The organism is Cellulomonas sp. (assembly GCF_017744555.1).
In the GTDB taxonomy this organism is placed as follows: domain Bacteria; phylum Actinomycetota; class Actinomycetes; order Actinomycetales; family Cellulomonadaceae; genus Cellulomonas.
In genome coordinates this window covers 320,108-344,275 of record NZ_JAGIBD010000001.1, presented here as the reverse complement: position 1 = coordinate 344,275, position 24,168 = coordinate 320,108, and the positions used below count along the sequence as shown (strand labels likewise).

The window sequence follows — 24,168 nt, the reverse complement described above, 5'->3', positions numbered from 1 at the left end:
CACCCGGAGAGGGGATTCGGTGCGCGCACTCGTCCTGTGGGCCGACGACCGGTCTCCCAACCTCGGTGTCCGTGCGCTCGCGCACGGCAGCGCGGCGCTCGTACGGCGCGCCTTCCCGGACGCCGAGGTGGACCTGCAGAACTTCGGCCGCGGGGCGGCGCCGGTGCCGATCGGCGGCTGGCGTCCGCTCGTGCGCGAGCACGTCACGGGACGGCACGGCCTCAAGCAGTGGCTCGCCGGGTACGACCTCGTGGTGGACACCCGGTCCGGAGACAGCTTCGCGGACATCTACGGGCTGCAGCGCCTCACCGCGATGACGGCGCTGTCCGACCTGGCCGTGCGCGCGGGTGTGCCGGTGGTGCTCGGACCCCAGACGATCGGCCCGTTCGGCACCCGTCGCGGCCGTGCGCTCGCGAAGCACACGCTGCGGCGCGCCACCACGGTGATGGCCCGCGACCACGTGAGCGCCGAGGGGGCGCGGGCGCTCGGCCGCGAGGCCGACGTGCTCACCACCGACGTGGTGTTCGCGCTGCCCGTGCCGACCGTCGAGCGCACCCGCGACGTGCTGCTCAACGTGTCCGGCCTCCTCTGGAACCCCGGGCCGCACGTCGACGCGGGCGGGTACCGCACGACGGTCGAGCAGCTGATCGACGGCCTCGTCGCCGAGGGACGCAAGGTCACGCTGCTGGCCCACGTGCTGTCGTCGTCGAAGGTGGACGACGACGTCCCCGTGGTGACCGAGATCGCGCACCGGCACGCCGGGGTCGACGTGCTGGTGCCCACCGACCTGGCCGACGTCCGCGAGGCGGTCGCGTCGGCCCGGCTCGTCGTCGGCTCGCGCATGCACGCGTGCCTCAACGCGCTGTCCGTCGGCACGCCTGCGATCCCGCTGGCCTACTCCCGCAAGTTCGAGCCGCTGCTCGACGACCTCGGCTGGCGCGCGACGATCGACCTGCGCACGTCGACCGCACCCGTCGACGAGGTGCTGCGGCTCGCGGCCGACTCCGCGCTGCTCGACGGTGTCGCCGCCGTCCGCGAGCGCGCCGAGGCCGCCCTCGGCCCGGCCGAGGCTGCGCTCCGCAAGCTCGGATGACGCCGTGACGGACCCCGCCCCCGAGGCACCCGACACCATCGCCCCGACCGCGGGGCTCGGTCGCAGGACCGCGCGCGGCGCGATGGTGACGCTCGGCGGGCAGGCCGTGCGGATGACGATCCAGATCGGCGGGGTCGTCGTCCTGGCTCACCTGCTGTCCCCGCACGACTACGGCCTGCTCGCGATGGTGCTCACGGTCGTCGGGGTCGGCGACCTGTTCCGCGACTTCGGCCTGTCGTCGGCGGCGATCCAGGCGACGACGCTGAGCCGCCACCAGCGCGACAACCTGTTCTGGCTCAACACCGGCATCGGTGCGGTCCTGGCGCTCGCCACGTTCCTCGCGGCCCCGCTCATCGCGGACCTGTACGACGAGCCCGACCTTGTGGGCATCGCACGCGCACTGTCGTTGACGTTCCTGCTCAACGGGCTCGCCACCCAGTACCGGGCGAGCCTCACGCGGCACATGCAGTTCGCGAAGCTCGCACTCATCGACATCGCGGGGCCGGCGGTGGCGCTCGCGGTCGCGGTGCTGATGGCGGTGAACGGGGCGGGGTACGAGGCGCTCGTGGTGCAGCAGCTCACCACCGCCGCGGTGCTGCTGGCTGGCGTCGTGGTGGTCGGCCGGTGGCTGCCGGGCCTCCCGCGGCGGCACGTCCCGATGCGCGGCCTGCTGAAGTTCGGCTGGAACCTGCTCGGCACCCAGCTCGTCGGGTATGCGTCGAACAACGTCGACTCGCTCACGATCGGCGTGCGGTTCGGCACGGTGAGCCTCGGTCTGTACAACCGGGCGTTCTCGCTGCTCATGCAGCCCCTCACGCAGCTGCGCGCACCCACCACGACCGTCGCCCTGCCGGTGCTCAGCCGGTTGCGCGACGACACCGTCCGGTTCGGCGAGTTCGTGCGCCGCGGACAGCTCGCGCTCGCCTACACGCTCGTCGCGGGGCTCAGCCTCGTCATCGCGGCCGCCGAGCCGCTCACGCAGATCCTGCTGGGCCCGCAGTGGACCGGCGTCATCCCGCTGATCCGGTTCCTCGCCGCGGCCGGGATGTTCCAGACGCTCGCGTACGTCGGCTACTGGGTGTACCTCGCGACCGGGCTGACCGGCGTGCTGCTCCGCTACACGCTCGTCTCGGCAGCCATCCGGATCACGTGCGTCGTCGTGGGCAGCACGTGGGGAGTCGTCGGCGTCGCCGCCGGGTACGCCGTGGCCCCCATGCTCGCGTGGCCGTTGTCGCTGTGGTGGTTGTCCCGGCACACTCCCGTGCCGCTGCGCGCGCTCCTCACGGGGGCGCTGCGCACGCTCGCCGCGTTCGGGGCCTGCGCCGCGGTCGGCTGGTACGCGTCGACGCTCGTCGACGGCCGGTGGCCGGCGCTGCTCGTCGCGCTCGGGGCGTCGCTCGCGTTCTTCGGGCTCGTGTGGCTCGCGGTGCCGCTGATCCGGCGCGACGTGCGCGAGGTCGTCGACGTCGTGCACCTGGCCCGCTCGGGCGGCGGGCCGCGGAAGGTGCCTGCGGCCGCCTGACGAGCGCGACCGACGGGCCGGCGCCCGTGTGGGGCGGACCGGTCAGGAGCGCGCGCGGACCGGTCAGAGCGCTCGGCGCACGGGACCGGTCAGGACCCGGGGACCGGCCCGACGGCCTCGTCGATCGCCTCCGACAGCATCGGCGCGAGCGTCGTCATGTACGTCATCGTCACGTGCTGGTCCTGGTGGTAGACCAGCACGTCGCCGATCACGGCCGGGCATGTGCCGTCCTGGCAGAAGTACCCGGTGAGGTCGACGAGCGCGGCGCCCGGCGTCTCCTCGACGGCGCTGACCTGCGGGTCGGGCAGCAGGCTCACGTCCTGCGAGGTGCCGCACGCCTCGGCCGAGCGGTCCTCGACGCACGCCGGCGTGCTCTGGACGCCCGCCTGCGTCGGGTCCGGGTTGTCCCGCAGCGCGACGACGCGCGCCCCGGACCCGCCCATCCGCGTCCAGGCGTCGACGAAACCCTCGACGCCGCCGTCGCCGCCGTAGTGCGTGGCGGACAGCGCGGACGTGAACACGTAGTCGAAGTCGCCGTGCTCGACGGTGTCGATGACGTCCTTCTCCCACGCCCGGCACGCGGCGCTGCGGTCCTGCGGCGGGGTCGCCGTCACGGGGCACCCCGAGCGCAGGTAGGTGGTGAGCTGCCAGCCGCGCTGCTCGGCGACGGCCGCGAGCGCGGGCTCCCACTGGGCGGCGTGCGAGTCGCCGACGAGGGCGACCTTCACGGTGCCGTCGGGGTCGCCGAACGTGCAGGGTGTCGCGATGACGGTGTCGCCGCCGACCTGGCACCCGCGGTGGACGACGCCGAAGTCGTCCTGGTCGCCGATGAGCGGCGCGGGGTACACGGCGTCGGTCGGGTCGTCGTCCGCGGACGCCGCACACGCGGGGTCGTCGACGGCCGCCGCACCGAAGCATGCGGGCGGGCTCGCGACGACGCGCTCCAGGGTGTCCCAGGCGACGGTCTGCTGGTGCCGGACGGTGGTGTTCATCGTGAACGCGGGCACCGCGACGAGCACCATCCCGGTCGCGACCGCGAGCCCGACGGTCGACTTCCGCCGCCAGAACGCGCCGCCCGTCGGCCGGTACGCGTCGAGCACGGGGATCTCGACGAAGCGCCGGGTCAGGTACGCGAGCGGCACCGCCACGAGCACAGCGACGACGCGGCCCTCGAGCCCGAGCTGTGCGCCCGCGACGAACGGCAGCAGCACGATGAGCGGCCAGTGCCACAGGTACAGCGAGTAGGACATGTCACCGACGGCCTGCACGGGCTTCCAGCCCATGAGGCCCGACGGCGACCAGCGGGCGCGCGGCAGCCCCGCGGCGAGCACGAGGACGGCCCCGAGCACGGGCACGGCGGCGGCCCAGCCGGGGAACGGCGTGCGGGACGAGAACGCGAACGCGGCGGCCGCGATGAGACCGGCACCCGCCCAGCTGCCGGCCGCACGCACCGGGTCGGGCAGGGTCGCGGCGCGGTGCACGACGAGCCAGAGGATGCCGCCGGCGGCGAACTCCCACGCCCGCGTCGTCGTGATGAAGTACGCCGACGCGGGCTCGCCGGCCGTCGCGAGCACCGACCACGTGAGCGACGCGAGGGCCAGCGGCGCGAGCACCGCCAGGTACGCGCGCCGCCACCGGCGCCACCGGGCCGCGACGATGCTGCCGACGATCAGCAGCGCGGGCCACGCGAGGTAGAACTGCTCTTCGGCCGACAGCGACCAGAAGTGCTGCACGGGGCTGACGTCGGCGGCCGGCGCGGAGTAGTCGGTCGCGTTCCCGGCGAGCACCCAGTTCTCGACGTACAGCGCGCTCGCCGCGATCTGCCGGCCGAACTGGGGCCACAGGCTGCGCGGCACGAACAGCCAGGTGCTCACGAGCGTGACCAGGAGCACGAGCATCGACGCGGGCAGCAGGCGCACCGCGCGTCGCGCGTAGAAGCCGCCGACGGTGAGCGTCCCGCGCCGCAGCGGCTTGACGATGTGCGCCGTGATGAGGAACCCGGAGATCACGAAGAACACGTCGACGCCCACGTACCCGCCGGGCAGCCCCTTGGGGGCGACGTGGTAGGCCAGCACGAGCAGCACCGCGACGGCGCGCAGCGCCTGGATCTCCGGCTTGACCGCCCCGCGCGCGGCGCGGGTGCGCAGCGCCGACGACGAGCCCGGCGGGTCAGGCACGGGCTGGGTAGCGGGTGTCGACGGCGCCTCGACGGTCACGGCTCAGTACGCACCGCTCGGTCGGACGATCGCCCGGGCCGTCTTCCACAGGATCATGAGGTCCATCCCGAGCGACCAGTTGTCGGCGTACCGCAGGTCGAGCCGGACCGACTCCGTCCAGTCGAGGTCGGAGCGTCCGCTGACCTGCCACAGGCCGGTGAGACCCGGCTTGACGCGCAGCCGCCGGTGCACGCGGTCCTCGTACACGTCGACCTCGCCGGGCAGCGGCGGCCGGGGACCGACCAGGGACATGTCGCCCCGCAGCACGTTCCACAGCTGGGGCAGCTCGTCGAGGGAGTAGCGGCGCAGGAGCCGGCCGAGCGGGGTCACACGGGGGTCGTCGCGCATCTTGAACAGCACGCCGTTGCCGTCGCTGCTCGCGGCGAGCGCCGCGCGGCGCTGGTCGGCGTCGACGTACATGGTCCGCAGCTTCCACATCGTGAAGGTGCGGCCGTCGACGCCCACACGGGTGTTCCGGTAGAACGCCGGACCCGGCGTGGTGAGCCGCACGGCGAGCGCCAGGACCGCCACGATCGGCGCGAACGCGAGCACGACGAGCGGTGCGATCGCGTAGTCCATCGCGGCCTTGGCGACCATGCGGCGCCGCGGCGGCGCGATCTCGACCTCGAGCAGCGGGAGCGACCCGGTGGGCCGCAGCGTGAGGCGAGGGCTCGCGACCTCGACGAGGTCGGGCATCACGACCATCTCGGCACCGGCACGGTCGAGCGCCCAGCCGAGGCGACGCAGGCCGTCGCCGGACAGGACGCTGCCCGTGACGATGACGACGTCGACGGCGTAGTCGGCGACCACCTGCGCGGTGTCCGCGATGCCCCCGAGCACCGGCAGGTCGGTCAGCGGGGCCTCGTCGTCCGCGGACGGCAGGCACAGGCCGACGACCTCGTAGCCCTCGTAGGCGGCGGCCGACAGGTCGTACGCGGCACGTGACGCGCTCGCCACCGAGCCGGTGACGAGCGTGCGCTGCATGTCGAGCCCGTGCTCGCGGCGGTGGTGCAACCGCTTGCGCGCGACGTAGCGCAGGCCGCACGCGAGCGCCGTGGCGAGCGGGACACCGATGAACACGGTGGTGCGCGGTGGGTCGGCGTTGAAGCTGAACGCGAGGATCACGACGAGACCAGCCACGGCCGCGCCCCCGGCGACGACGGACTGGAACTCCTCGACCCCGACCCCCAGCCGCTTCGTCTCGTATCCCCGGGCAAGCGCGATGCAGACCGGGAACGCGACGGCGGCAAGGAGTGACCAACGGAACGCGACCGGGTCGACGCCGAGGCGCGGGAGGAGCAGCGCGGCGGCGACGAGGCCGGCGGCGAGCGCGTCGGTGACGACGATGAGCGCGCGGTAGCGGCGCGAGCGGGCCGACCAGCGGTGCGCGCGCTGACCAGGCCCGTTGTACGGCGTGGGTCGCGGGACGAACGGCTGCGGCGAGGCCCAGGACCGGCGCGGTTCGCGGGAACGGGCGCGGCGTTCCCGCTCGAAAGTCGGGCCCAGACCTCCCCGGTCTGCCGTGAGCGTCATGTGTCCCCCAAGCGACGCGGACGTGAAGTGGTGGCGGCTCTTCGGAGGCTAGCGCTCTGTTCGTCCGCTTCCGTCACTACTTGTCCGATTTCACCCCTGTTCTCCCCCGTCGGGGCGAACGGCCGGGAATACGGGACTTTGTACCCGCGAATCCGTGTATACACGAATGCGTATACTGGATGCATCGCGGCCAGGGCTACCCGCCCCAGCGCCGGCCCCGCCGACGGGGCCACGGCGCGGTCGCAGACCCGAGTGAGACCCCCACCAGGAGGATTTTCGTGTCTTCAGCGCGCCGTCACCGCGGCACCCGCCCCACCGCCCGCCGCATGCTCACCGCGGCCGGTACCGGAGCCCTTGCCCTCGGCCTCGTCGCCATCGGCACCACCTCGGCCTCGGCCTGGAGCGCCGCGACCTCGTCGACCGCGATGTCGCCGAGCGCGGACGCGAGCCTGCAGCCGTACGTCGTCGACTCGTTCGGCCGCACCTCGAGCGCCGGCTGGGGCACGGACGCCCAGGCCGGGACCTGGACGCACGCCGGGACCGCCGCCGCGTTCAACGTCGCCAATGGCTACGGCACCATGACGATGCCGACCGCGGGCGGCAACTACACGTCGCGCCTCGCGACGGCGCCGAGCACGGACACCGAGGTGCAGGCGCGCGTCGGCATCGCGTCGAAGCCGACCAACGGCACGTCCGACCTCTACGTCGTCGGCCGCGCGATCGACGACAGCTCCGGCTACCGCGTCAAGCTCAAGGTCGGTACGGACGGCACGACCGTCGCGTCCCTGCTGCGGGTCGACGGGACGGCCGCGAAGTCGATCGCGACGTCCACCACGCCCCTGTCGATCACCCCCGGCAAGGACGTGCAGGTCCGGTTCCAGGTGACCGGCTCCGGCACGACGCAGCTGCGCGCCAAGGTCTGGGCTGCCGGCACCGCCGAGCCCGCCGACTGGACGCTCTCGACGACCGACACCACGGCCAACCTCCAGAGCGCCGGCGGCGTCGGCTTCACGACTTACGCGCCCGCGCTCGCCGGACAGACGGTCGCGCGCTACGCCGACCTGTGGGCCGGGCCCACGACGTCGCCCCGCGTGATCGACCGTCAGGTCGCTGCTCCCGGCACCGTCATGCCGGACGCCACCAACACCGGCGTCCCGGTCGGCACCAAGCTGACCGTCTACAACGGCAACCTCACGATCACCCAGCCGGGCACCGTCATCGACGGGCTCGACATCCGCGGGTTCGTCAAGGTCAAGGCCAAGGACGTCACGATCAAGAACTCGATCGTGCGCGGCGTGTCGACCACCACGGCGCAGGGCCTCGTCACCTCCGAGTCGACCGGCTCGCTCACGATCGAGGACTCCGAGCTCTACAACGCGACCCCGAACTGGTACGTCGACGGGCTGCGCGGCAGCAACATCACCGCCAAGCGCCTCAACATCCACGACGTCATCGACACCATGCACATCTACGGCGACAACGTGACCCTCGAGTCGTCGTGGCTGCACCACACGCTGCACTACGACAACGACCCGTCCCACCCGGACGGCACCCACGACGACAACATCCAGATCGTCAAGGGCACCAACATCAAGATCACCGGCAACCGCATCGAGGGCGCGTACAACGCGGCCATGATGTTCACCCAGGGCTCGGGCATCGTCGCGAACGTCACGATGGACAAGAACTACTTCGGCGGCGGCGCCTGCACCATCAACATCGCCGAGTCGGGCAAGGGTCCGATCCAGGGCCTGGCGTTCACGAACAACACGTTCGGCACCGACAGCCGCAAGGCCTGCAACGTGATCTCCCCCGCCACCACCACCGCGGTCACCACGTACACCAACAACGTGGACACCGACGGCAAGGCGATCGTCGTCAAGAAGGGCTGACCCAGCCCCTGACCCCGGGCCCGTCCTCGCACACCGCGAGGACGGGCCCGTCGTCGTCGGTGCCCGATATGCTCCGCCGGACCAGGACCTGGGGATCGACGTGCGAGAGGGTGGCGAGACGACACGGTGGAGCCGCTGACGTTCGTGACGCCGGTGTTCGAGGCGGAGCTGGCGCTGCTCCACCTGCAGGCCCGCTCGTTCGCGGTGCACGTGCCCGACGACCTCGGGCACCAGGTCGTCGTGCTCGACAACACCCGGCGCGGCCTGCGGTCGCCGCAGACGCTGCTCGACGCCTACGGTCCGTGGGCGCCGCGCGTGCGCATCCTGCGGCCGGCGGACGTGTGCGACCTGCCGACGGTGTCCGGCTGGCGCAGCCAGCAGGTGCTCAAGCTGGCCGTCGCGGGGCTCGTCGAGACACCGCGGTACGTCACGCTCGACGCGAAGAACCACCTGGTCACCACGCCGCAGGACTCGTTCTTCGAGGCGCCCGACGGCCGGATCCGCGTGCGGGGGTACAGCTACCGCGAGCACCCGCTGCGCGGTTCGCTCGAGCGGGTCCTCACCTACCTGGGGCTGGACCCGTCCGAGCACGTCGACCGGTTCGCCGCGACCGTCACACCGTTCACCCTCGACACCACGGTGGTCCGCGAGATGGTCGCGGACATCGAGGCGCGGTCCGGCCGCTCCTTCGCGCGCGAGTTCGTCTCGCAGGAGCTCACCGAGTTCTTCCTGTACGCCGGATGGCTCGTGCGGCGGGACGGCACGCTCGACGGTCTCTACGAGCTCACCGACGCGGTGAACCCGGTCGTGTGGCCGCGGGCCGCGACGGCGGACGGCGTGCGCGGGGTGATCGCGTCGGCGCAAGGCGTGCCGGTGTTCGGCGTGCACCGCGACGCCGTGCCGCTGCTCGACGCGGAGGCGCGCGACGTGCTCGGGGCCTTCTGGGCCGAGCGGGGGCTCGTCACGGACCGGGCCGCCGGTGCCGACCTCCTGCTGCGGCTGCGGCAGGACCACGACCGCCAGCGCCGCCGGCAGCAGGTGCGCGACCTCCCACCGCGTGCACTGACCGTGCTGCGACGTACCCGGAAGTCGCTCGCGCGCAAGCTGAGCCCCTGAATCCGTCTCAGCATCCGGGACAAGCGTTCAACTTGCCCTCGCGCAGGTCAGGGCCGATCACGAAGTGATAACGGGGCGCCCGAATCGTCCGATGTTCGGCCGTACGGGTGAAATCTCCTAGGGTGGCGGCACGCCTCGGCTCTTCTCACCGCCCTCCGGAGCCGATGTCCACTGCTCCCTCTGCCACCTGGAGGCCCCATGCGAGGACGACACTCCGCACGCCGCCCCCGTCACCTGTCCGCGCTCGTCGCGCTCACGAGCGGCCTCGCCGTCGTCCTCACCGGCCTCGTCGCCACCGGCGCCAGCTCCGCCCCCGTCACCGCCTTCCGCCCGGCCGACCCCGTGCGCGTCCTCAAGGGCACGTCGCTGGCCGCCGGCGCCGCCACCACCGTCACGCTGCCGGACGTGCCCGTCGGCACGACCGCCGTCACCTTGCAGGTCACCGCGTCCGCAGGAAGCACCGCCACCGAGGTGGCCGTGTGCGCCGGGACCGCCCGCTCCTGCGCCGGCCCGCTCGTCAAGACGTCGACCGACGAGCTCGGCACCCTGACGGTGTCCGTGCCGATCACGACCTCAGACCCGCGCGTCACGCTCACCACGAGCGCGGCCGCCAAGGTCTACGCGGACCTGCGCGGCTACACCGTCGACACCAGCCAGTCCACGTCGCCGGCGAACTCGCTGTACGTTCCGCAGGAGCCCCGCCGGCTCGCGACGGGCACGACGCTCGTCGACCGCGGGACCACCGTGGTCACCATCCCGTCGGTGCCCGCCGGCGCGACCGCCGTCGCGCTGCGCCTCAGCTCTGCCGCGGGCGCGACGTCCACCAACGTCGCCGCGTGCGCCGCAGGCGCCTCACCGAGCTGCTCGGGGACCACCGCGCTCAACCCCCACCCCCGGCGCGCACGCCAGGCGTCCGTCGTGGTGCCGCTCGGCGGCAGCGCGGGCAACCAGATCCAGCTCTTCAACCTCGGCGGCACCGCGACGCTCGACCTCGACCTCGACGGCTTCTACGTGCGCGCCTCGACGAACCCGTCGGCCGGCCGCACGGTCGTCTCGACGAAGCCGCCGACCCTCGCGGCCCGCGTGCTCGGGCCGACGGGCACCAGCACCATCACGCTGACGCCCCCGACGGGCGCCACCGCGGTCCACCTGCGTGTCCGGGCCAGCGGCGCGTGGCGGCCGAGCGTCGTGACCCTGTGCCCGGGCACGACCGCGTCGGCCGGGTGCCGCACGACCGCCCTGCTCACCGCCTCTCCCGACGCCCCCGCGTACGGCGACGCGGTCGTCGCGCTCGGCGGCTCCGGCAACACGTCCGTCACGCTCGTGAACACCGGGGCCAGCACGCGCGTCGCCCCCGAGGTGCTCGGCTGGGTCGTCGCACCCGTCACCACCGGCGGGAGCACACCGACCCCGACCCCGACCCCGACGAAGACGCCGGCGCCGACCCCGACGCCGAAACCCACGCCGACGGCGACGGCCACCGCGACACCGAAGCCGACCACCACCCCCAAGCCGACGGCGACCCCGACCCCCACCAGCACGCCGACCACGAGTGGCAAGCCGAGCTCGACGAACACGGGCGTGCCGGCCGGCACCCAGCTCACCGTGCACGAGGGCGACCTCACGATCACCGAGCCCGGCACCGTGATCGACTCGCTCGACATCCGCGGTTTCGTCAAGGTGTCCGCCGCGAACGTCACGATCCGCAACTCGATCGTCCGCGGGTACGCCGCGACGTCGAGCCGCAGCCTGGTGATCCAGGACGCCGCGTCCGGCTCGCTGCTCCTGGAGAACTCCGAGCTGTTCGCAGCGGCACCGTCGTACTGGATCGACGGCGTCCGCGGGTTCAACATCACGGTGAAGAGGTCGAACATCCACGACGTCGTCGACACCGCCCGCATCACCGGTGACAACGTCCGCATCGAGTCGTCCTGGCTGCACGACAACCTGCACTACGACGTCGCCCCCGACACGAAGGACGGGACGCACGACGACGGCATCCAGATCCAGCGGGGCACCAACATCGACATCGTCGGGAACACGATCTCCGGCGCCTACAACGCCGCGCTGATGTACTCGCCTGGTCTCGGCCCGATCTCCGACGTCGTGGTGTCCGGGAACTGGATCGACGGCGGCGGGTGCAGCGTGAACATCGCCGAGCAGGGCCGCGGACCGGCGCCCGGCCTCGTGTTCAAGAACAACGTGTTCGGGCGCGACACCCGCGTGAAGGACTGCGCGATCATCGCCCCCGACACCACCGCGGCCGCGCTCACGCTCAGCGGCAACACGTACACCGACGGGAAGGTCGTCACCGTCCATCGGGGCAGCTGACCCCTCTCCGCGAACGACCGACGGCGCCGCCCGGGATCCCGGGTCGGCGCCGTCGGTCGTTCGCGCGGTCAGCCCGCCCGCCCCCCGGTCAGGCCTTCGTGTGGAACCGCTGCTGTGCGGGCTCGAGCCCGTCGACCAGCACGGCCTCGACCGCGTCCGCGGCCCGGTCCACGAGCCACGGCAGGTCCTTGAGCTCGGCCTTCGCGAAGTCCTTCAGCACGAAGTCGGCCGGGTCCTGACGGCCCGGCGGCCGCCCGATGCCGACCCGCACCCGCACGTAGTCCTTCGAGCCGAGCGCCTTCGACGTGTCGCGCAGGCCGTTGTGGCCGCCCTCGCCACCACCGCGCTTGAGCCGCACGTCCGCGAACGGGATGTCGAGCTCGTCGTGCACCAGCACGATCCGGTCCAGCGGCACGTCGTAGTACTTCGCCAGCGCCGCGACCGGCCCGCCCGACACGTTCATGAACGTCGCCGGCTTCGCGAGGACCACGCGCGGCCCGGGCGCTCCGCCGGGCAGGACGCCGAGGCGCGCCTCCGCGACGGCGGCCTGCGGGCGGCGGTGCAGCAGCCCGCCCGAGCGGCTGCCGAACGTCGCGCCCGTGCGGCGGGCCAGCTCGTCGAGCACCATCTGGCCGACGTTGTGCCGGTTGCCCGCGTACTGCGGCCCGGGGTTGCCGAGCCCGACGACGAGCCAGGGTCCGTCGGTCATGAGCGGGGGCCTCCGTGAGGGTCTGGTGGTGCGGGAAAGGCGGACGCCCGGCACCGCGTGAACGGTACCGGGCGCCGGCGGGGAGTACTGGGGTGCTCAGGCCTCGTCGGCGTGCGCGGCGGCGGACTGCTCCGCGGCCAGCTCCGCGGCGGCCTCGTCGGCGGCCAGGTCGTCGGCCGAGGCGTGCGGCACGGAGACGGTGAGGACGATCGTCTCGGGGTCCGTCAGCAGCGACGTGCCGGCGGGGAGCTTGATCTCGCCGGCGTGCACGATCGCGCCACCCTCGAGGCCGGCGATGGAGACCTCGACGGCGGACGGCAGGTTCGTGGCCTCGGCCTCGAGGGACAGCGCCTGCGTCTCGACGACGTGGATCGTGCCGGGGGCCGACTCGTCGACGACGTGGACGTTGACCTCGACGGCGACCTTCTCGCCCTTCTTCACGATGAGGAGGTCGACGTGCTCGATGACGTTCTTGACCGGCTCGCGCTGGACGTCCTTGGCGATCGCGAGGGTGGTCTTGCCGTCGAGCTCGATCTCGAACAGCGCGTTCGCGTGCTTGAGCGCGAGCATCGTGTCGTGGCCCGGGAGCGAGACGTGCAGCGGGTCCGAGCCGTGCCCGTACAGGACGGCGGGGACCTGGTCGGCGCGGCGCAGGCGGCGCGCGGCGCCCTTGCCGAACTCGGTGCGGGCGGTGGCGGTGAGCTTGACGTCGGACACGGTGACTCCCGGGTGCAGGCGCCCGCACGACGAGGCGCGGACGAGGCGATGGTGGTGTGTGGCCGTCGTCAGGACGACGGCACCGAAGATGTGGAGGTGACGCTGGCGGTGGCCTCGACGCGGGGCGCAGGACGGGCACGCGGAGGCATACCGCCCAGTCGATCACGGAGCTAGGGCGGTCCCCCGAAGGTGGTGAAACCGGTGGACCATCCGTCGTCCCTCGCCGAGGCAACCTGAGGATCTTACCCGGTACCGGGTCGGGTCCCAAACCCCCGAAGGTCCCGGTGGACGTGCGCTACGGCACGCCCACCGGGGTGGCGCCAGGTGTGGTCAGGCCTGGCCGTCGAAGAGCGACGTGACCGAGCCGTCGTCGAAGACCTCGCGGATCGCGCGGGCGATGAGCGGGGCGATCGAGAGGACGGTGAGCGTCGGGAACCGCTTCTCGTCCTCGATGGGCAGCGTGTCGGTGACGACGACCTCGCGCGCACCGCTGGCCTGCATCCGCTCGACGGCCGGGTCGGACAGCACGCCGTGGGTCGCCGCGACGATGACGTCCTTGGCGCCGGCCTCGAGGACCACGCGCACGGCACCGGCAATGGTGCCGCCGGTGTCGATGAGGTCGTCGACCAGCACGCACGAGCGGCCCTCGACGTCACCGACCACGCGGTTGGCGACCGTCTTGTTGGGGCTGCGGATGTCGCGCGACTTGTGCACGAACGCGAGCGGGCCGCCGCCGAGCTTGTTCGCCCACTGCTCGGCGACGCGGATCCGGCCCGCGTCGGGCGAGACGACCGTGACGTTCGAGGTGTCGACGCGCGTGCGGACGTAGTCGATGAGCGTCGGCATCGCCCACAGGTGGTCGACCGGGCCGTCGAAGAAGCCCTGGATCTGCGCGGTGTGCAGGTCGACGCTCATGAGGCGGTCGGCACCGGCCGTCTTGAACAGGTCGGACAGCAGGCGGGCCGAGATCGGCTCGCGGCCGCGGTGCTTCTTGTCCTGGCGGGCGTACCCGTAGAACGGCGCGACGACCGTGATCGTCTTCGCGGAGGCGCGCTTGAGGGCGTCGACCATGAGCAGCTGCTCCATGATCCACTGGTTGATCGGCGACGCGTGCGACTGCAGCACGAACGCGTCGGAACCGCGCACGGACTCCCCGAACCGCGTGTAGATCTCACCGTTGGCGAAGTCGTACGCCGTCGTCGGGACGAGCTCGATGCCGAGCGCGGCCGCCACGTTGGCGGCGAGCTCGGTGTGCGCCCGGCCCGAGACCAGGACGAGGCGCTTCTCGCCGTCGGAGGAGACGATGCCGGTCATCGCGTGGAGTCCTTCGCGTTCGTGCCGGCGTCCGCCGACGTGGTGGTGGGCTCCGCGAGCGGTGCGGGCTGGTCGGGCAGGTGCGGCGGCGGTGTCTGCGGGGTGCCGGCGGCGGCGCGGGCGGCGCGCTCGCGCTCGGCGCGGGCCTGCGGCGACAGGTCGGCGGTGTCGTCACCCGCGAGCGCACGGGCTGCGGCGTCGGCGGCCGGCGTACCCGCGCGAGCCCGGGCGACCCAGCCCTCGATGTTGCGCTGCGCACCCGCGCTCACGCCCAGCGCGCCGGCGGGGACGTCGCGTCGGATGACGCTGCCCGCGCCCGTGTAGGCGCCGTCACCGACCGTGACCGGCGCGACGAACATGTTGTCGGCGCCGGTGCGGGCGTACGAGCCGATCGTCGTGTGGTGCTTGTTCACGCCGTCGTAGTTGACGGTCACGGACGCGGCACCGATGTTCGTGTGCTCGCCGATCGTCGCGTCGCCCACGTACGACAGGTGCGGCACCTTCGAGCCCGTGCCGATCTGGGCGTTCTTCGTCTCGACGAACGTGCCGATCTTGCCGTCGTCGCCCAGGACCGTGCCCGGGCGCAGGTAGGCGAACGGGCCGACGCTCGCGCCGCGGCCGATCACCGCGAGCGTCCCGTGCGTGCGCACGACGCTCGCGCCGGGGCCGACCTCGACGTCCGTGAGGGTGGTGTCCGGGCCGACGGTCGCTCCCTCGCGGACCACCGTCGTGCCGTGCAGCTGCGTGCCGGGCAGCAGCGTGACGTCGCGCTCGAGCTCGACGTCGACGTCGACCCACGTGGTCGCCGGGTCGACGACCGTGACGCCCTCGCGCATCCAGTCCTCGAGCAGCCGCCGGTTGAGCTCGGCGCGCAGGCGGGCGAGCTGGACGCGGTCGTTGACGCCCTCGACGACCAGCGGGTCGTCGGTGCGCAGGGCGCGCACGTGGCCGCCGTCGGCGCGGGCGATCGCCAGCACGTCCGTGAGGTACACCTCGCCCTGCGCGTTGTCCCGCCCGAGCCGGCCGAGCGCGCTGCGCAGGACGGCCGCGTCGAACACGTAGATCGACGAGTTGATCTCCGTGATCGCACGCTGCTCGTCCGAGGCGTCCTTCTCCTCGACGATGCCGAGCACGTCGCCCGTGCCGGCCTCGCGCAGGATCCGGCCGTAGCCGGTGGCGTCGTCGACCTCGGTCGTGAGCACCGTCACGGCGTTCGCGTCCGCGTGGTGCGCGGCGAGCAGCTCGCCGAGCGTCCCCGCGTCGAGCAGCGGCACGTCCCCCGCGACGACGACGACCGCGCCGTCCAGCAGCGCGCCTGCGGCTGTACCGGCGGCCGGTGTGCCCTGCGCGGCGCCGGCGACCTCGGCCTGCGCGGCGGCGTCGAGGGCCGTCATGGCCACCTGCACCGCGCGGCCCGTGCCGGGGATGTCGTCCTGGTCGGCGAGCAGCGCGCGGGGGTCGATCTCGGCCACGTGCGCCGCGACCGCGGCCCGCTCGTGACGGACCACGACGACCACGCGGGCCGGGTGCAGCGCACGCGCCGACGCCAGGGCGTGGCCGACCATGCTCCTTCCGGCCAGGGTGTGCAGGACCTTCGGGGTGGCCGAGCGCATCCGCGTGCCTTCACCAGCGGCGAGGACGATGACGGCGGCTGGGCGGGGATACGTCACCTGTGGGTGCTCCTCGCGGATCTGCCCGAGGTGGTCGGGCGGCGGACCGTGCGCACCGTGCACTCTACCGCCGTGAGAACGGCCTCCCACGCCAGCGACCACGGCCCGGGCACGCGCGCGGGTCGGGCCGGACGGGCTCCGCCCCCAGGATTCGAACCTGGACTGCACGGCTCCAAAGGCCGGCGTGCTGCCGTTACACCAGGGCGGACCGGCGGTCGTCCCCGCCGTCGGCGGACCAGTCTGCCAGGCCGGTGCCAGGCGCAGCGCAGGGCACCGGCGGGTCGGCGCGCCGCACCAACCTGTCGCCGCGCCGCGCGGCGGACGCCGCCACGGCCCGCACGTGCCGCACGGCATGATGGCCCCGTGGCTCCGGAGACCAAGCGCGTGCCCCGTTCGCGCATGACGGGCACGCAACGGCGCGCCCAGCTGCTCGACGTGTCGCGGCGCCTGTTCGCGGAGAAGGGCTTCGACGGCACGAGCGTCGAGGAGATCGCCGCGCGGGCCGAGGTGTCCAAGCCGGTCGTGTACGAGCACTTCGGCGGCAAGGAGGGCGTCTACGCGGTCGTCGTCGACCGCGAGATCCAGGCCCTGACCGGCGCGCTCACGGGCGCGCTGGAGGGTGGCGGCCACCCCAAGGTGCTGGTCGAGCGGACGGCGCTCGCGCTGCTCAGCTACATCGAGACGTCCGAGGACGGGTTCCGCATCCTCGTGCGCGACTCCCCGGTGGCGCAGGCGACGGGCACGTTCTCGAGCCTCATCGGCGACGTCGCGACGCAGGTCGAGCACCTGCTCGCCGACCAGTTCAAGAAGCAGGGCCTCGACCCGCGGACCGCGCCGATCTACGCGCAGATGCTCGTCGGGATGGTCGCGCTCACGGGCCAGTGGTGGCTCGACGCGCGCAGCCCACGCAAGGCGGAGGTCGCCGCGCACCTCGTGAACCTGGCCTGGAACGGCCTGTCCGGGCTCGAGCGCCGGCCGACGCTCGCGAAGCACACCTGACCGACGTCCCGGAGGGGTCTGTCGACGTCGAGTAATCTCGCGGCATGGCGTCAGGCACCGTTCCCGTCGAGCCGGGGGCGCGCGACGAGGTCGACCGGATCGTGCTCGCGTGGGAGCGCGAGCGGCCGGACCTCGACGTGCGCCCGCTCACCGTGCTCTCCCGGGTCAGCCGTCTCGCGCGGCACCTCGACCTGGCCCGCCGCGGGGCGTTCGCGCGGCACGACCTGGAGACGTGGGAGTTCGACGTGCTCTCGGCGCTGCGCCGCGCCGGCGCGCCGTACCGGCTGTCCCCCGGAGCACTCCTGACGCAGACGCTCGTCACGAGCGGCACCATGACGAACCGGATCGACCGGCTCGTCGAGCACGGGCTCGTGGAGCGGCAGCCGTCGCCCGACGACCGCCGCGGTGTGCTCGTCCAGCTCACCGAGGCGGGCCTGGCGCGTGTGGACGCGGCGTTCGCCGACCTGCTCGACGTCGAGCGCAACCTGCTCGGCGACCTGTCGGAGGAGGACAGGGGCCGGCTGGCCGACCTGCTCCGCGAGGTGGTCGCGCCGTTCGACGCGTCGTGACGGCATGAGCCAGGTCCGCCCGCTCGTCGGACCGGCTGCGCGGGGGCTGCTGCTGTCCGCCGTCCTGCTGTACGCGCTCAACCTGCGGGCGCCGATCACGGCGCTCGCGCCCGTCGTCGAGCCGCTGCGCGACGACCTCGGTCTGTCCGCGGCCGGTGCCGGCCTGCTCACCGGCGTACCGGTGCTGTGCTTCGCGCTCGCCACGCCGCTGGTGTCGGTGCTGCTCGCGCGGCTCGGCACGTCCCTCGTCGTCGCGGCGTCGCTGGTCACCGTGCTCGCCGGGACGGTGCTGCGCTCGTCGGGCGGCGCCACGACGGCGCTCGTCGGGACCGTGCTCATCGGGGTGGCGATCACCGCCGGGAACGTGGCCGTGCCCGTCGTCATCGGGCGGGACTTCCCCGGGCACGTCGCCCGCGTCACCGGCCTGTACACCGCGGCGCTCAACGGCGGGAGCGTGCTGACGACGACGCTCACCGCGCCGCTCGCCGAGCTCGTCGGGTGGCGGTGGGCGCTCGCGTCGTGGGGGCTGCTGGCGGTCGCGGGGCTCGCGGTGTGGTTGCGGGCCTACGGGTGGCGGCGGGCGTCGCGCTCGCCCGGGCCGGCCGCCGCCGCGGACGTCGGCCCCGACGCACGGCCCGACGTGCTGCGGCGTGCGGTCACATGGCTGCTCGCGGTGTCGTTCGCGGGGCAGGCGTTCGGCTACTACGCGGTGAGCGCATGGCTGCCGTCGGTGCTGCACGACGAGCTCGGGCTCGCGCCGACCGCGTCGGGCGGTGCGGCCGCCCTGTTCCAGCTGTTCGGGATGGTCGGCGGCGTCGCGGTCCCGCTCGCGCTCGGGCGACGGGTGCCCGTGCGAGTCGTGATGGTCGCGATCAGCGTCGGGTGGGTGCTGCTGCCCGTCGGGCTGCTCGTTGGACCCCGGTGGTGGCCGCTGTGGTGCACGCTCGCGGGCGTCGCGCAGGGCGGCAACTTCGCGGTGATCTTCACGGTCGTCGCGACGACCGCCGGGTCGCAGAGCGGGGCGCGCCGGATGTCGGCGGCGATCCAGACGTTCGGCTACGGGTGCGCGGCGCTCGGGCCCAGCGTGCTCGGGGCGGTGCACACGGCATCGGGCGGGTGGACCGCTCCCCTGCTGGTGGTGCTGGGGTCGGTGCTCACGATGTCCGTGGCGGCACAGCTCGCGCTCGCGCGGGCCGGCAGCGTGCACGACCGCTGACCCGGCCGCGGGTCAGCCGGCGATCTCCGCCGCGTCGAGCCACTGGGCCTCGAGGTCGTCCTTCTCGGCGGCGAGCGTGCGCAGCTCGGCGTCGAGCGCGAGGACGGCCTCGTGGTCGGTCGCCTGCTCGGCCATCCGGGCGTGCAGCTTCGCCTCGAGCTCCGCGATCTTCGACAGGCGGCGCTCGATGCGGGCGATCTCCTTGCGGGCGGCGCGGACATCGGCCGGTGACGCGGCGGCCGTGGGCTCGGCGGGCCCGGCCTCCGTCGTGACGGCGGGCGCCGACGGCGTGGCGGGCTGCGCGACGGCTGCGCGCCGCAGCTCGAGGTACTGCTCGACGCCGCCGGGCAGGTCGCGGATCGCGCCGTCGCCGAGCAGGGCGAGCTGGCGGTCGCAGACACGTTCCAGCAGGTAGCGGTCGTGCGAGACGACGACGAGTGTGCCGGGCCAGCCGTCGAGCAGGTCCTCGAGCGCGGCGAGCGTGTCGGTGTCGAGGTCGTTGGTCGGCTCGTCGAGCAGCAGCACGTTGGGCTCGCCGACGAGCAGGCGCAGCAGCTGCAGGCGGCGGCGCTCACCGCCTGAGAGGTCGCGGACGGGGGTCCGGGCGCGGTCCCGGGCGAAGCCGAGGCGCTCGACGAGCTGCGCCGCGGTGAGCTCCTTGCCGCCGACGACGACGGACCGCTTCTCGCGCTCGACGACCTCGACGACCCGCAGGTCGGCGAGCTCGTCGAGGTCCTCGACGTCCTGCCGCAGCTCGGCGACCTGCACGGTCTTGCCCCGCTTGACCCGCCCCGACGTCGGCTGCACCCGCCCCGCGAGCAGTCCCATGAGCGACGTCTTGCCCGCGCCGTTGACGCCCACCAGGCCGACCCGGTCGCCCGGGCCGAGCCGCCACGTGACGTCGTCGAGCAGCACGCGCGTGCCCGTGCCGTCGTGCGCGGGGTACGCGAGCGTGACGTCCTCGACGTCGAGCACGTCCTTGCCGAGGCGGGCCGTCGCCATGCGCGTGAGGGCGAGCTGGTCGCGCGGCGGCGGCTCGTCGGCGATGAGCGCGTTGGCGGCGTCGATCCGGAACTTGGGCTTCGACGTCCGCGCGGGAGCGCCGCGCCGGAGCCAGGCGAGCTCCTTGCGCAGCAGGTTCTGCCGCTTCTCCTCGGTGGTCGCCGCCGTGCGGGCGCGCTCGGCACGGGCCAGGACGTAGGCCGCGTAGCCGCCGTCGTACTGGTCGACGACGCCGTCGTGCACCTCCCACGTGCGCGTGCACACCGCGTCGAGGAACCAGCGGTCGTGCGTGACGACCACGAGGGCGCCCGACCCGCGCACGTACCGCTCGGAGAGGTGCGCCGCGAGCCAGGCGACGCCCTCGACGTCGAGGTGGTTGGTGGGCTCGTCGAGCACCAGGACCTCGTCGTCCCGCACCAGCAGGGCCGCGAGCGCGACGCGCCGCCGCTGACCGCCGGACAGGGTGCTCACGTCCGCGGCGAGGTCGACGTCGGCGAGCAGGCCCGCGTGGATCGAGCGGATGCCGGCGTGCGTCGCCCACTCGTGCTCGTCGAGGTCGCCGTGGACCGCGTCGAGGACCGTGCCCGTCGCGAGGTCGTCGCGCTGCTCGAGGACCGCGACGCGTACCCCACCCGCGCGCGTGACGCGGCCCGAGTCGACCTCCTGGAGGCCCGCGAGCACGCGCAGCAGGGTCGACTTGCCCGCGCCGTTCGGGCCGACGACGCCGAGGCGGACCCCGTCGTCGATGCCGAGGCTGACCTCGTCGAGCAGGGTGCGCGTGCCCAGCGTGAGGGTGACGCGGTCCGCGCCGAGAAGGTGAGCCATGAGGGCGACAGGCTACCGCGGGGCGATCCTCGGGCCCCGGTCAGTCCGCGGCGACGACCCGTGCGCCGGACACCGGACCGGCCGCGGTCAGCACCCGGTCGGCGACGCCGGACGCGGTGAACGCGGCCGCGAGCACGAGCGCGTGCTGCCGGCTCCGGGCGAGGGCCGCGACGGTCGGCCCGGACCCGGAGACGACGACGCCGAGCGCACCCGCGTCCTGCGCGACCGCGAGCGGCTCCGCGAGGCCCGGGTCGAGCTCGAGCGCGGCGAGCTGCAGGTCGTTGTGCAGGGCCGCGCCGAGCGCACGCGGGTCGCCCGCGCGCAGCGCCTGCATGAGCGGCACGTCGCCCTCGGGGTCGGGCGGCTCCGCCGCCGCGGACAGCTCGTCGTACGCGGAGTACACCGCGGCGGTGGACAGCCCGCGGTCCTGCACCGCGAACGCCCAGTGGAACTCGCCGCGGCTCAGCGCCGGCGTCAGCAGGTGGCCGCGGCCCGAGCCGACGGCGGTGTGGCCCACGAACGAGAACGGCACGTCCGACCCGAGCTCGGCGGCGAGCTCGAGCAGGTCCTCGCGGCCCAGGCCGGTGCGCCACAGCGCGTCGCACGCGACGAGCGCCGCAGCGGCGTCCGCCGAGCCGCCCGCCATGCCGCCGGCGACCGGGACACCCTTGTGCAGGTGCAGGTGGACGCCCTCGTCGACGCCCGCACGCTCCGCGAGCAGGGCCGCCGCGCGCAGGGCGAGGTTCGACGCGTCGGTCGGCACGAGCTCGGCCTGCGGCCCGCTCACGGTGAGCTCGCGGACGTCCGACGGGGTCGCGACGACCTCCTCGAACACCGACACGGCCTGGAAGACGGTGAGGACGGGGTGGTACCCGTCGGCCTCACGCGGGCCGACCCGGAGCGACAGGTTGACCTTGCCGGGCGCGCGGACCCTGACCTCGTGCTCGGGCAGCGGGGCCACAGGGGTCAACGTCACGGGTCCACCCTGCCAGGTCGGCCGGTGGACGGCCTGGCCGGAGGCACCACCGGCACGAGGTGCTCCGCGATCCGGGCGAAGCCCTCGATGTCGACACGCTCGCCGCGCGCCTGCGGGTCGACGCCCGCGGCGACGAGCGCCTGCTCCGCCGCGTCCGCGGACCCGGCGAGCGTCGCGAGGGCGGGCCGGAGCATCTTGCGGCGCTGCGCGAACGCCGCGTCGACGACCGCGAACACCTCCTGCCGCGTCGCGGTCGTGGTCGGCGGCTCGCGGCGGTCGAGCCGCACGAGCGCGGAGTCGACGTTCGGCACCGGCCAGAACACCGTGCGCCCGACCGTGGCCGTCCGACGGGCGTGCGTGTACCAGGCGGCCTTGGCCGACGGGACGCCGTACGTGCGGCTGCCGGGCGGTGCGGCCAGCCGGTCGGCGACCTCGGCCTGCACCATGACGAGCGCGCGGTCGAGCGAGTCGAACCGCTCGAGGAACGTGAGCAGCACCGGCACGGACACGTTGTACGGCAGGTTGGCGACGAGCGCGACGGGCGCGGGACCGGGCAGCTCGTGCACGTCGAGCGCGTCGGAGACCACGACCGTCAGGCGGTCACGGCCGTGCGCGTCGCGCAGCACCGCGTGGCCGTCCACCTCGGTCACCGTCAGGCCCTCGACGTGCCGGGCGACCGTCGACGGCAGCAGCCGCGCGAGCACGGGGTCGATCTCGACCGCGACGACGTCGGCGCCGGCCTCGAGCAGGCCCAGGGTGAGCGACCCCAGGCCGGGTCCCACCTCGACGACCCGCTCGCCCGCGGCGACGTCGGCCTGCCGCACGATCTTGCGGACCGTGCCCGCGTCGAGCACGAAGTTCTGCCCGAGCGTCTTCGTGGGCCGGACGCCCGCACGCTCGGCGAGCTCACGGATCTCCGCAGGCCCCAGCAGGGCGGTGGTCGGCATGCGGACGAGCCTAGGCGGTCGACGCCCTCGGGCCGGGACGACCGCGCCCGCCCACCGGCGAACGGTGGGCGGGCGCGGGGACGTGCTGGGTGCAGCCGGTGTCAGCTGAACAGGTTCTTGCCGCACACGGGCCACTGACCGGCGCCTGAGCGGTTGTAGAGCATCTTGGCGCGGGCCGTCTGCTCCTCGGGCGAGGCCTGCGACGGCAGACCGCTGCCGCCGACCGCCTGCCACGTGCCGACCGAGAACTGGTACAGGCCGTGGTAGAGGCCGTTCTTCGACACGATCGTCGGGTTGCCGCCCGACTCGCAGCGCGCGAGCGCCGCCCAGTTCAGGCCGTCGGCGCTGCCGCCCGCGACGACCGGCGAGCCGGACGACGCCGCGGGGGTCTTCACGACCGCGGGGCGGGCCTTGGTGCCGACCGCGACGACCTCGTCGACCGGGGCCTGCGTGACCTGGTCCGAGACGGGCACGCGGCTCGTCTCGACGCCGTCCACCGTGGTGACGGTCTCGACGACGGTGCGGACGCCGGGGACGCCGGCCGTGACCGTGCGGCGCTGGTCGGTGTAGCGCGCGGGGTCCTGCGTCGTGCTGCTCGCGAACGGGACCGCCTGCGTGGACGTGACGTCCTGCACGACCACGCGGTTGACGACGACCTGCACGCGACCGTCGTCGCCGTGCCGCACGCTGACGCGGTCGAGCGGGGACAGCGTCACGCCCATCTCGCCGAGGAGCTGGGCGACGCGGACGTCGGCATCGGGGGCGGGCAGCACGGCACCGTCCACGACGATGTCGGCGGGGCCGCGCAGCGTGAGGTCGAGGGCCATCTCGGGGCGGCCACCGGCGGCGGAGCGCGACGCGACGAGCGCGACGGAGCCCGCGCGGCTCGCGAACGTGTCGAGGGCCTCGTCGGCCGTGAGCGCCGTCGTCCAGACGGCCTGCTCGGTGCCGTCGAGGGAGAGCGTGACCTGGTGGGCGTGGCGCACGACGACCTCGGCGCCCTCCTTCAGGCCGCCGCTCGCGCTGACCTCGTCGCGGTTGCCCACCCGGACGCCCTGGTCGTCGAGGAGGCCCTCGACGGAGCCGGCGAACGTGCTGACGTGGCTGACCTCGCCGTCGACGTCGAGCGTCACGGACTTCTGGGCCTTCGCGAAGGCGGCGGTGCCGCCCGCGAGGACGAGGACGGTGGCAGCGGCGACGACGGGCACGATGCGTGCTCGCCCGGACCCGTGGGCCTTCGCTGCGGTGGAGTGGTCGGCCGTGGTGGCCTGCTCGGTGGGCGTCCCCGCGCCGTCGGCGGGGGATGCGGCGCGGGATCGCGCGAAGGGGTTCCGGGTGCGGGTCGAGAACTGCACGGGGCTCCAGCCGTCGAGGTGCCCGGGCACGGGGGCGGTCGTGCCCTCGTGAGGGCACCCGGCGGTGTGCGGTGCTGCTCGGTGCACGTCGGACGCCCCGCAGGGCGTCACCCGTCGGTCCCGGATCCCCGATCCGGCCGTCAGGGCGACTGGTGTCGCCCGCCGC

The 24,168-nt window shown here is 73.8% G+C and carries 18 protein-coding genes and 1 tRNA gene; 8 read left to right on the top strand and 11 right to left on the bottom strand.

Annotation, left to right across the window (positions count from 1 at the left end; genetic code table 11):
• Window positions 1–19 precede the first annotated feature (19 nt).
• Together J7523_RS01585 and J7523_RS01580 are read left to right on the top strand one after the other, a co-directional pair.
• The gene (locus J7523_RS01585; RefSeq protein ID WP_291881447.1) at window positions 20–1,093 is read left to right on the top strand and encodes a polysaccharide pyruvyl transferase family protein; all 1,074 of its coding nucleotides are present in this window, start codon (window positions 20–22) and stop codon (window positions 1,091–1,093) included.
• A gap of 4 nt (window positions 1,094–1,097) precedes the next feature.
• Window positions 1,098–2,615, top strand: a complete 1,518-nt coding sequence (locus J7523_RS01580) for a lipopolysaccharide biosynthesis protein (protein WP_291881445.1) — start codon at window positions 1,098–1,100, stop codon at window positions 2,613–2,615.
• Between the two features lie 89 nt (window positions 2,616–2,704).
• Here the strand turns inward: J7523_RS01580 and J7523_RS01575 are convergent, their stop codons facing one another.
• Both J7523_RS01575 and J7523_RS01570 read right to left on the bottom strand, forming a co-directional pair.
• The gene (locus tag J7523_RS01575) at window positions 2,705–4,792 is read right to left on the bottom strand and encodes an acyltransferase family protein (protein ID WP_291881443.1); all 2,088 of its coding nucleotides are present in this window, start codon (window positions 4,790–4,792) and stop codon (window positions 2,705–2,707) included.
• A gap of 42 nt (window positions 4,793–4,834) precedes the next feature.
• Window positions 4,835–6,364 (bottom strand): sugar transferase, encoded by a 1,530-nt coding sequence (locus tag J7523_RS01570; protein ID WP_291881442.1) that lies wholly within the window; start codon window positions 6,362–6,364, stop codon window positions 4,835–4,837.
• A gap of 278 nt (window positions 6,365–6,642) precedes the next feature.
• Here J7523_RS01570 and J7523_RS01565 point away from each other — a divergent pair, with 278 nt between their 5' ends.
• The 3 genes from J7523_RS01565 (at window position 6,643) to J7523_RS01555 (ending at window position 11,703) form a co-directional block, all read left to right on the top strand.
• Complete coding sequence (locus tag J7523_RS01565; protein ID WP_291881440.1) at window positions 6,643–8,256, top strand: right-handed parallel beta-helix repeat-containing protein; 1,614 nt, start codon at window positions 6,643–6,645, stop codon at window positions 8,254–8,256.
• A 126-nt stretch (window positions 8,257–8,382) separates the two neighbouring features.
• Entirely contained in the window at window positions 8,383–9,372 is a 990-nt protein-coding gene (locus J7523_RS01560) for a DUF6492 family protein (RefSeq protein ID WP_291881439.1), read from the top strand.
• Window positions 9,373–9,570: 198 nt separating this feature from the next.
• On the top strand, window positions 9,571–11,703 hold the full coding sequence (locus J7523_RS01555) for a right-handed parallel beta-helix repeat-containing protein (RefSeq protein WP_291881438.1): 2,133 nt from the start codon (window positions 9,571–9,573) through the stop codon (window positions 11,701–11,703).
• 88 nt (window positions 11,704–11,791) lie between these two features.
• Here the strand turns inward: J7523_RS01555 and pth are convergent, their stop codons facing one another.
• The 5 genes from pth to J7523_RS01530 all read right to left on the bottom strand — a co-directional run bounded on the left by pth (window position 11,792) and on the right by J7523_RS01530 (window position 16,321).
• Complete coding sequence (gene pth / locus J7523_RS01550) at window positions 11,792–12,412, bottom strand: aminoacyl-tRNA hydrolase (RefSeq protein WP_291881437.1); 621 nt, start codon at window positions 12,410–12,412, stop codon at window positions 11,792–11,794.
• Window positions 12,413–12,508: 96 nt separating this feature from the next.
• The gene (locus J7523_RS01545; RefSeq protein ID WP_291881435.1) at window positions 12,509–13,129 is read right to left on the bottom strand and encodes a 50S ribosomal protein L25/general stress protein Ctc; all 621 of its coding nucleotides are present in this window, start codon (window positions 13,127–13,129) and stop codon (window positions 12,509–12,511) included.
• A 330-nt stretch (window positions 13,130–13,459) separates the two neighbouring features.
• The gene (locus J7523_RS01540; RefSeq protein ID WP_291881433.1) at window positions 13,460–14,443 is read right to left on the bottom strand and encodes a ribose-phosphate diphosphokinase; all 984 of its coding nucleotides are present in this window, start codon (window positions 14,441–14,443) and stop codon (window positions 13,460–13,462) included.
• Window positions 14,440–16,113, bottom strand: coding sequence for a bifunctional UDP-N-acetylglucosamine diphosphorylase/glucosamine-1-phosphate N-acetyltransferase GlmU (gene glmU / locus J7523_RS01535; protein WP_291881432.1), 1,674 nt, complete (start codon window positions 16,111–16,113; stop codon window positions 14,440–14,442). Before glmU ends, J7523_RS01540 begins: the two co-directional genes overlap by 4 nt.
• Window positions 16,114–16,249: 136 nt before the next feature.
• Window positions 16,250–16,321: transfer RNA gene (locus J7523_RS01530), tRNA-Gln, on the bottom strand.
• Window positions 16,322–16,512: 191 nt separating this feature from the next.
• Between J7523_RS01530 and J7523_RS01525 the strand changes: the two genes are divergently transcribed.
• The 3 genes from J7523_RS01525 to J7523_RS01515 are packed head-to-tail and all read left to right on the top strand — an operon-like array spanning window position 16,513 to window position 18,897.
• Entirely contained in the window at window positions 16,513–17,112 is a 600-nt protein-coding gene (locus J7523_RS01525; RefSeq protein ID WP_291881655.1) for a TetR/AcrR family transcriptional regulator, read from the top strand.
• A 44-nt stretch (window positions 17,113–17,156) separates the two neighbouring features.
• Window positions 17,157–17,681: a MarR family transcriptional regulator gene (locus tag J7523_RS01520; RefSeq protein ID WP_291881430.1), complete on the top strand. Its 525-nt coding sequence runs from the start codon at window positions 17,157–17,159 to the stop codon at window positions 17,679–17,681.
• 4 nt (window positions 17,682–17,685) lie between these two features.
• Window positions 17,686–18,897 carry an MFS transporter gene (locus J7523_RS01515; RefSeq protein ID WP_291881429.1) on the top strand — a complete coding sequence of 404 codons (1,212 nt, stop codon included), beginning with the start codon at window positions 17,686–17,688 and terminating at the stop codon, window positions 18,895–18,897.
• A gap of 12 nt (window positions 18,898–18,909) precedes the next feature.
• Here J7523_RS01515 and J7523_RS01510 read toward each other — a convergent pair whose 3' ends face one another.
• The 4 genes from J7523_RS01510 to J7523_RS01495 form a co-directional block, all read right to left on the bottom strand.
• Complete coding sequence (locus J7523_RS01510; RefSeq protein WP_291881427.1) at window positions 18,910–20,724, bottom strand: ABC-F family ATP-binding cassette domain-containing protein; 1,815 nt, start codon at window positions 20,722–20,724, stop codon at window positions 18,910–18,912.
• A gap of 40 nt (window positions 20,725–20,764) precedes the next feature.
• Window positions 20,765–21,700: a 4-(cytidine 5'-diphospho)-2-C-methyl-D-erythritol kinase gene (locus J7523_RS01505; protein WP_291881425.1), complete on the bottom strand. Its 936-nt coding sequence runs from the start codon at window positions 21,698–21,700 to the stop codon at window positions 20,765–20,767.
• Entirely contained in the window at window positions 21,697–22,647 is a 951-nt protein-coding gene (gene rsmA, locus J7523_RS01500; RefSeq protein ID WP_291881423.1) for a 16S rRNA (adenine(1518)-N(6)/adenine(1519)-N(6))-dimethyltransferase RsmA, read from the bottom strand. Before rsmA ends, J7523_RS01505 begins: the two co-directional genes overlap by 4 nt.
• 101 nt (window positions 22,648–22,748) lie before the next feature.
• On the bottom strand, window positions 22,749–24,032 hold the full coding sequence (locus J7523_RS01495; RefSeq protein WP_291881421.1) for a resuscitation-promoting factor: 1,284 nt from the start codon (window positions 24,030–24,032) through the stop codon (window positions 22,749–22,751).
• Window positions 24,033–24,168 lie beyond the last annotated feature (136 nt).

Coding starts and splice junctions, on each gene's coding strand:
- rsmA (WP_291881423.1), bottom strand. CDS start 22,647: ATGCCGACCACCGCCCTGCTGGGGCCTGCGGAGATCCGTGAGCTCGCC.
- J7523_RS01555 (WP_291881438.1), top strand. CDS start 9,571: ATGCGAGGACGACACTCCGCACGCCGCCCCCGTCACCTGTCCGCGCTC.
- J7523_RS01520 (WP_291881430.1), top strand. CDS start 17,157: ATGGCGTCAGGCACCGTTCCCGTCGAGCCGGGGGCGCGCGACGAGGTC.
- J7523_RS01570 (WP_291881442.1), bottom strand. CDS start 6,364: ATGACGCTCACGGCAGACCGGGGAGGTCTGGGCCCGACTTTCGAGCGG.
- J7523_RS01515 (WP_291881429.1), top strand. CDS start 17,686: ATGAGCCAGGTCCGCCCGCTCGTCGGACCGGCTGCGCGGGGGCTGCTG.
- J7523_RS01540 (WP_291881433.1), bottom strand. CDS start 14,443: ATGACCGGCATCGTCTCCTCCGACGGCGAGAAGCGCCTCGTCCTGGTC.
- J7523_RS01510 (WP_291881427.1), bottom strand. CDS start 20,724: ATGGCTCACCTTCTCGGCGCGGACCGCGTCACCCTCACGCTGGGCACG.
- pth (WP_291881437.1), bottom strand. CDS start 12,412: ATGACCGACGGACCCTGGCTCGTCGTCGGGCTCGGCAACCCCGGGCCG.
- J7523_RS01525 (WP_291881655.1), top strand. CDS start 16,513: ATGACGGGCACGCAACGGCGCGCCCAGCTGCTCGACGTGTCGCGGCGC.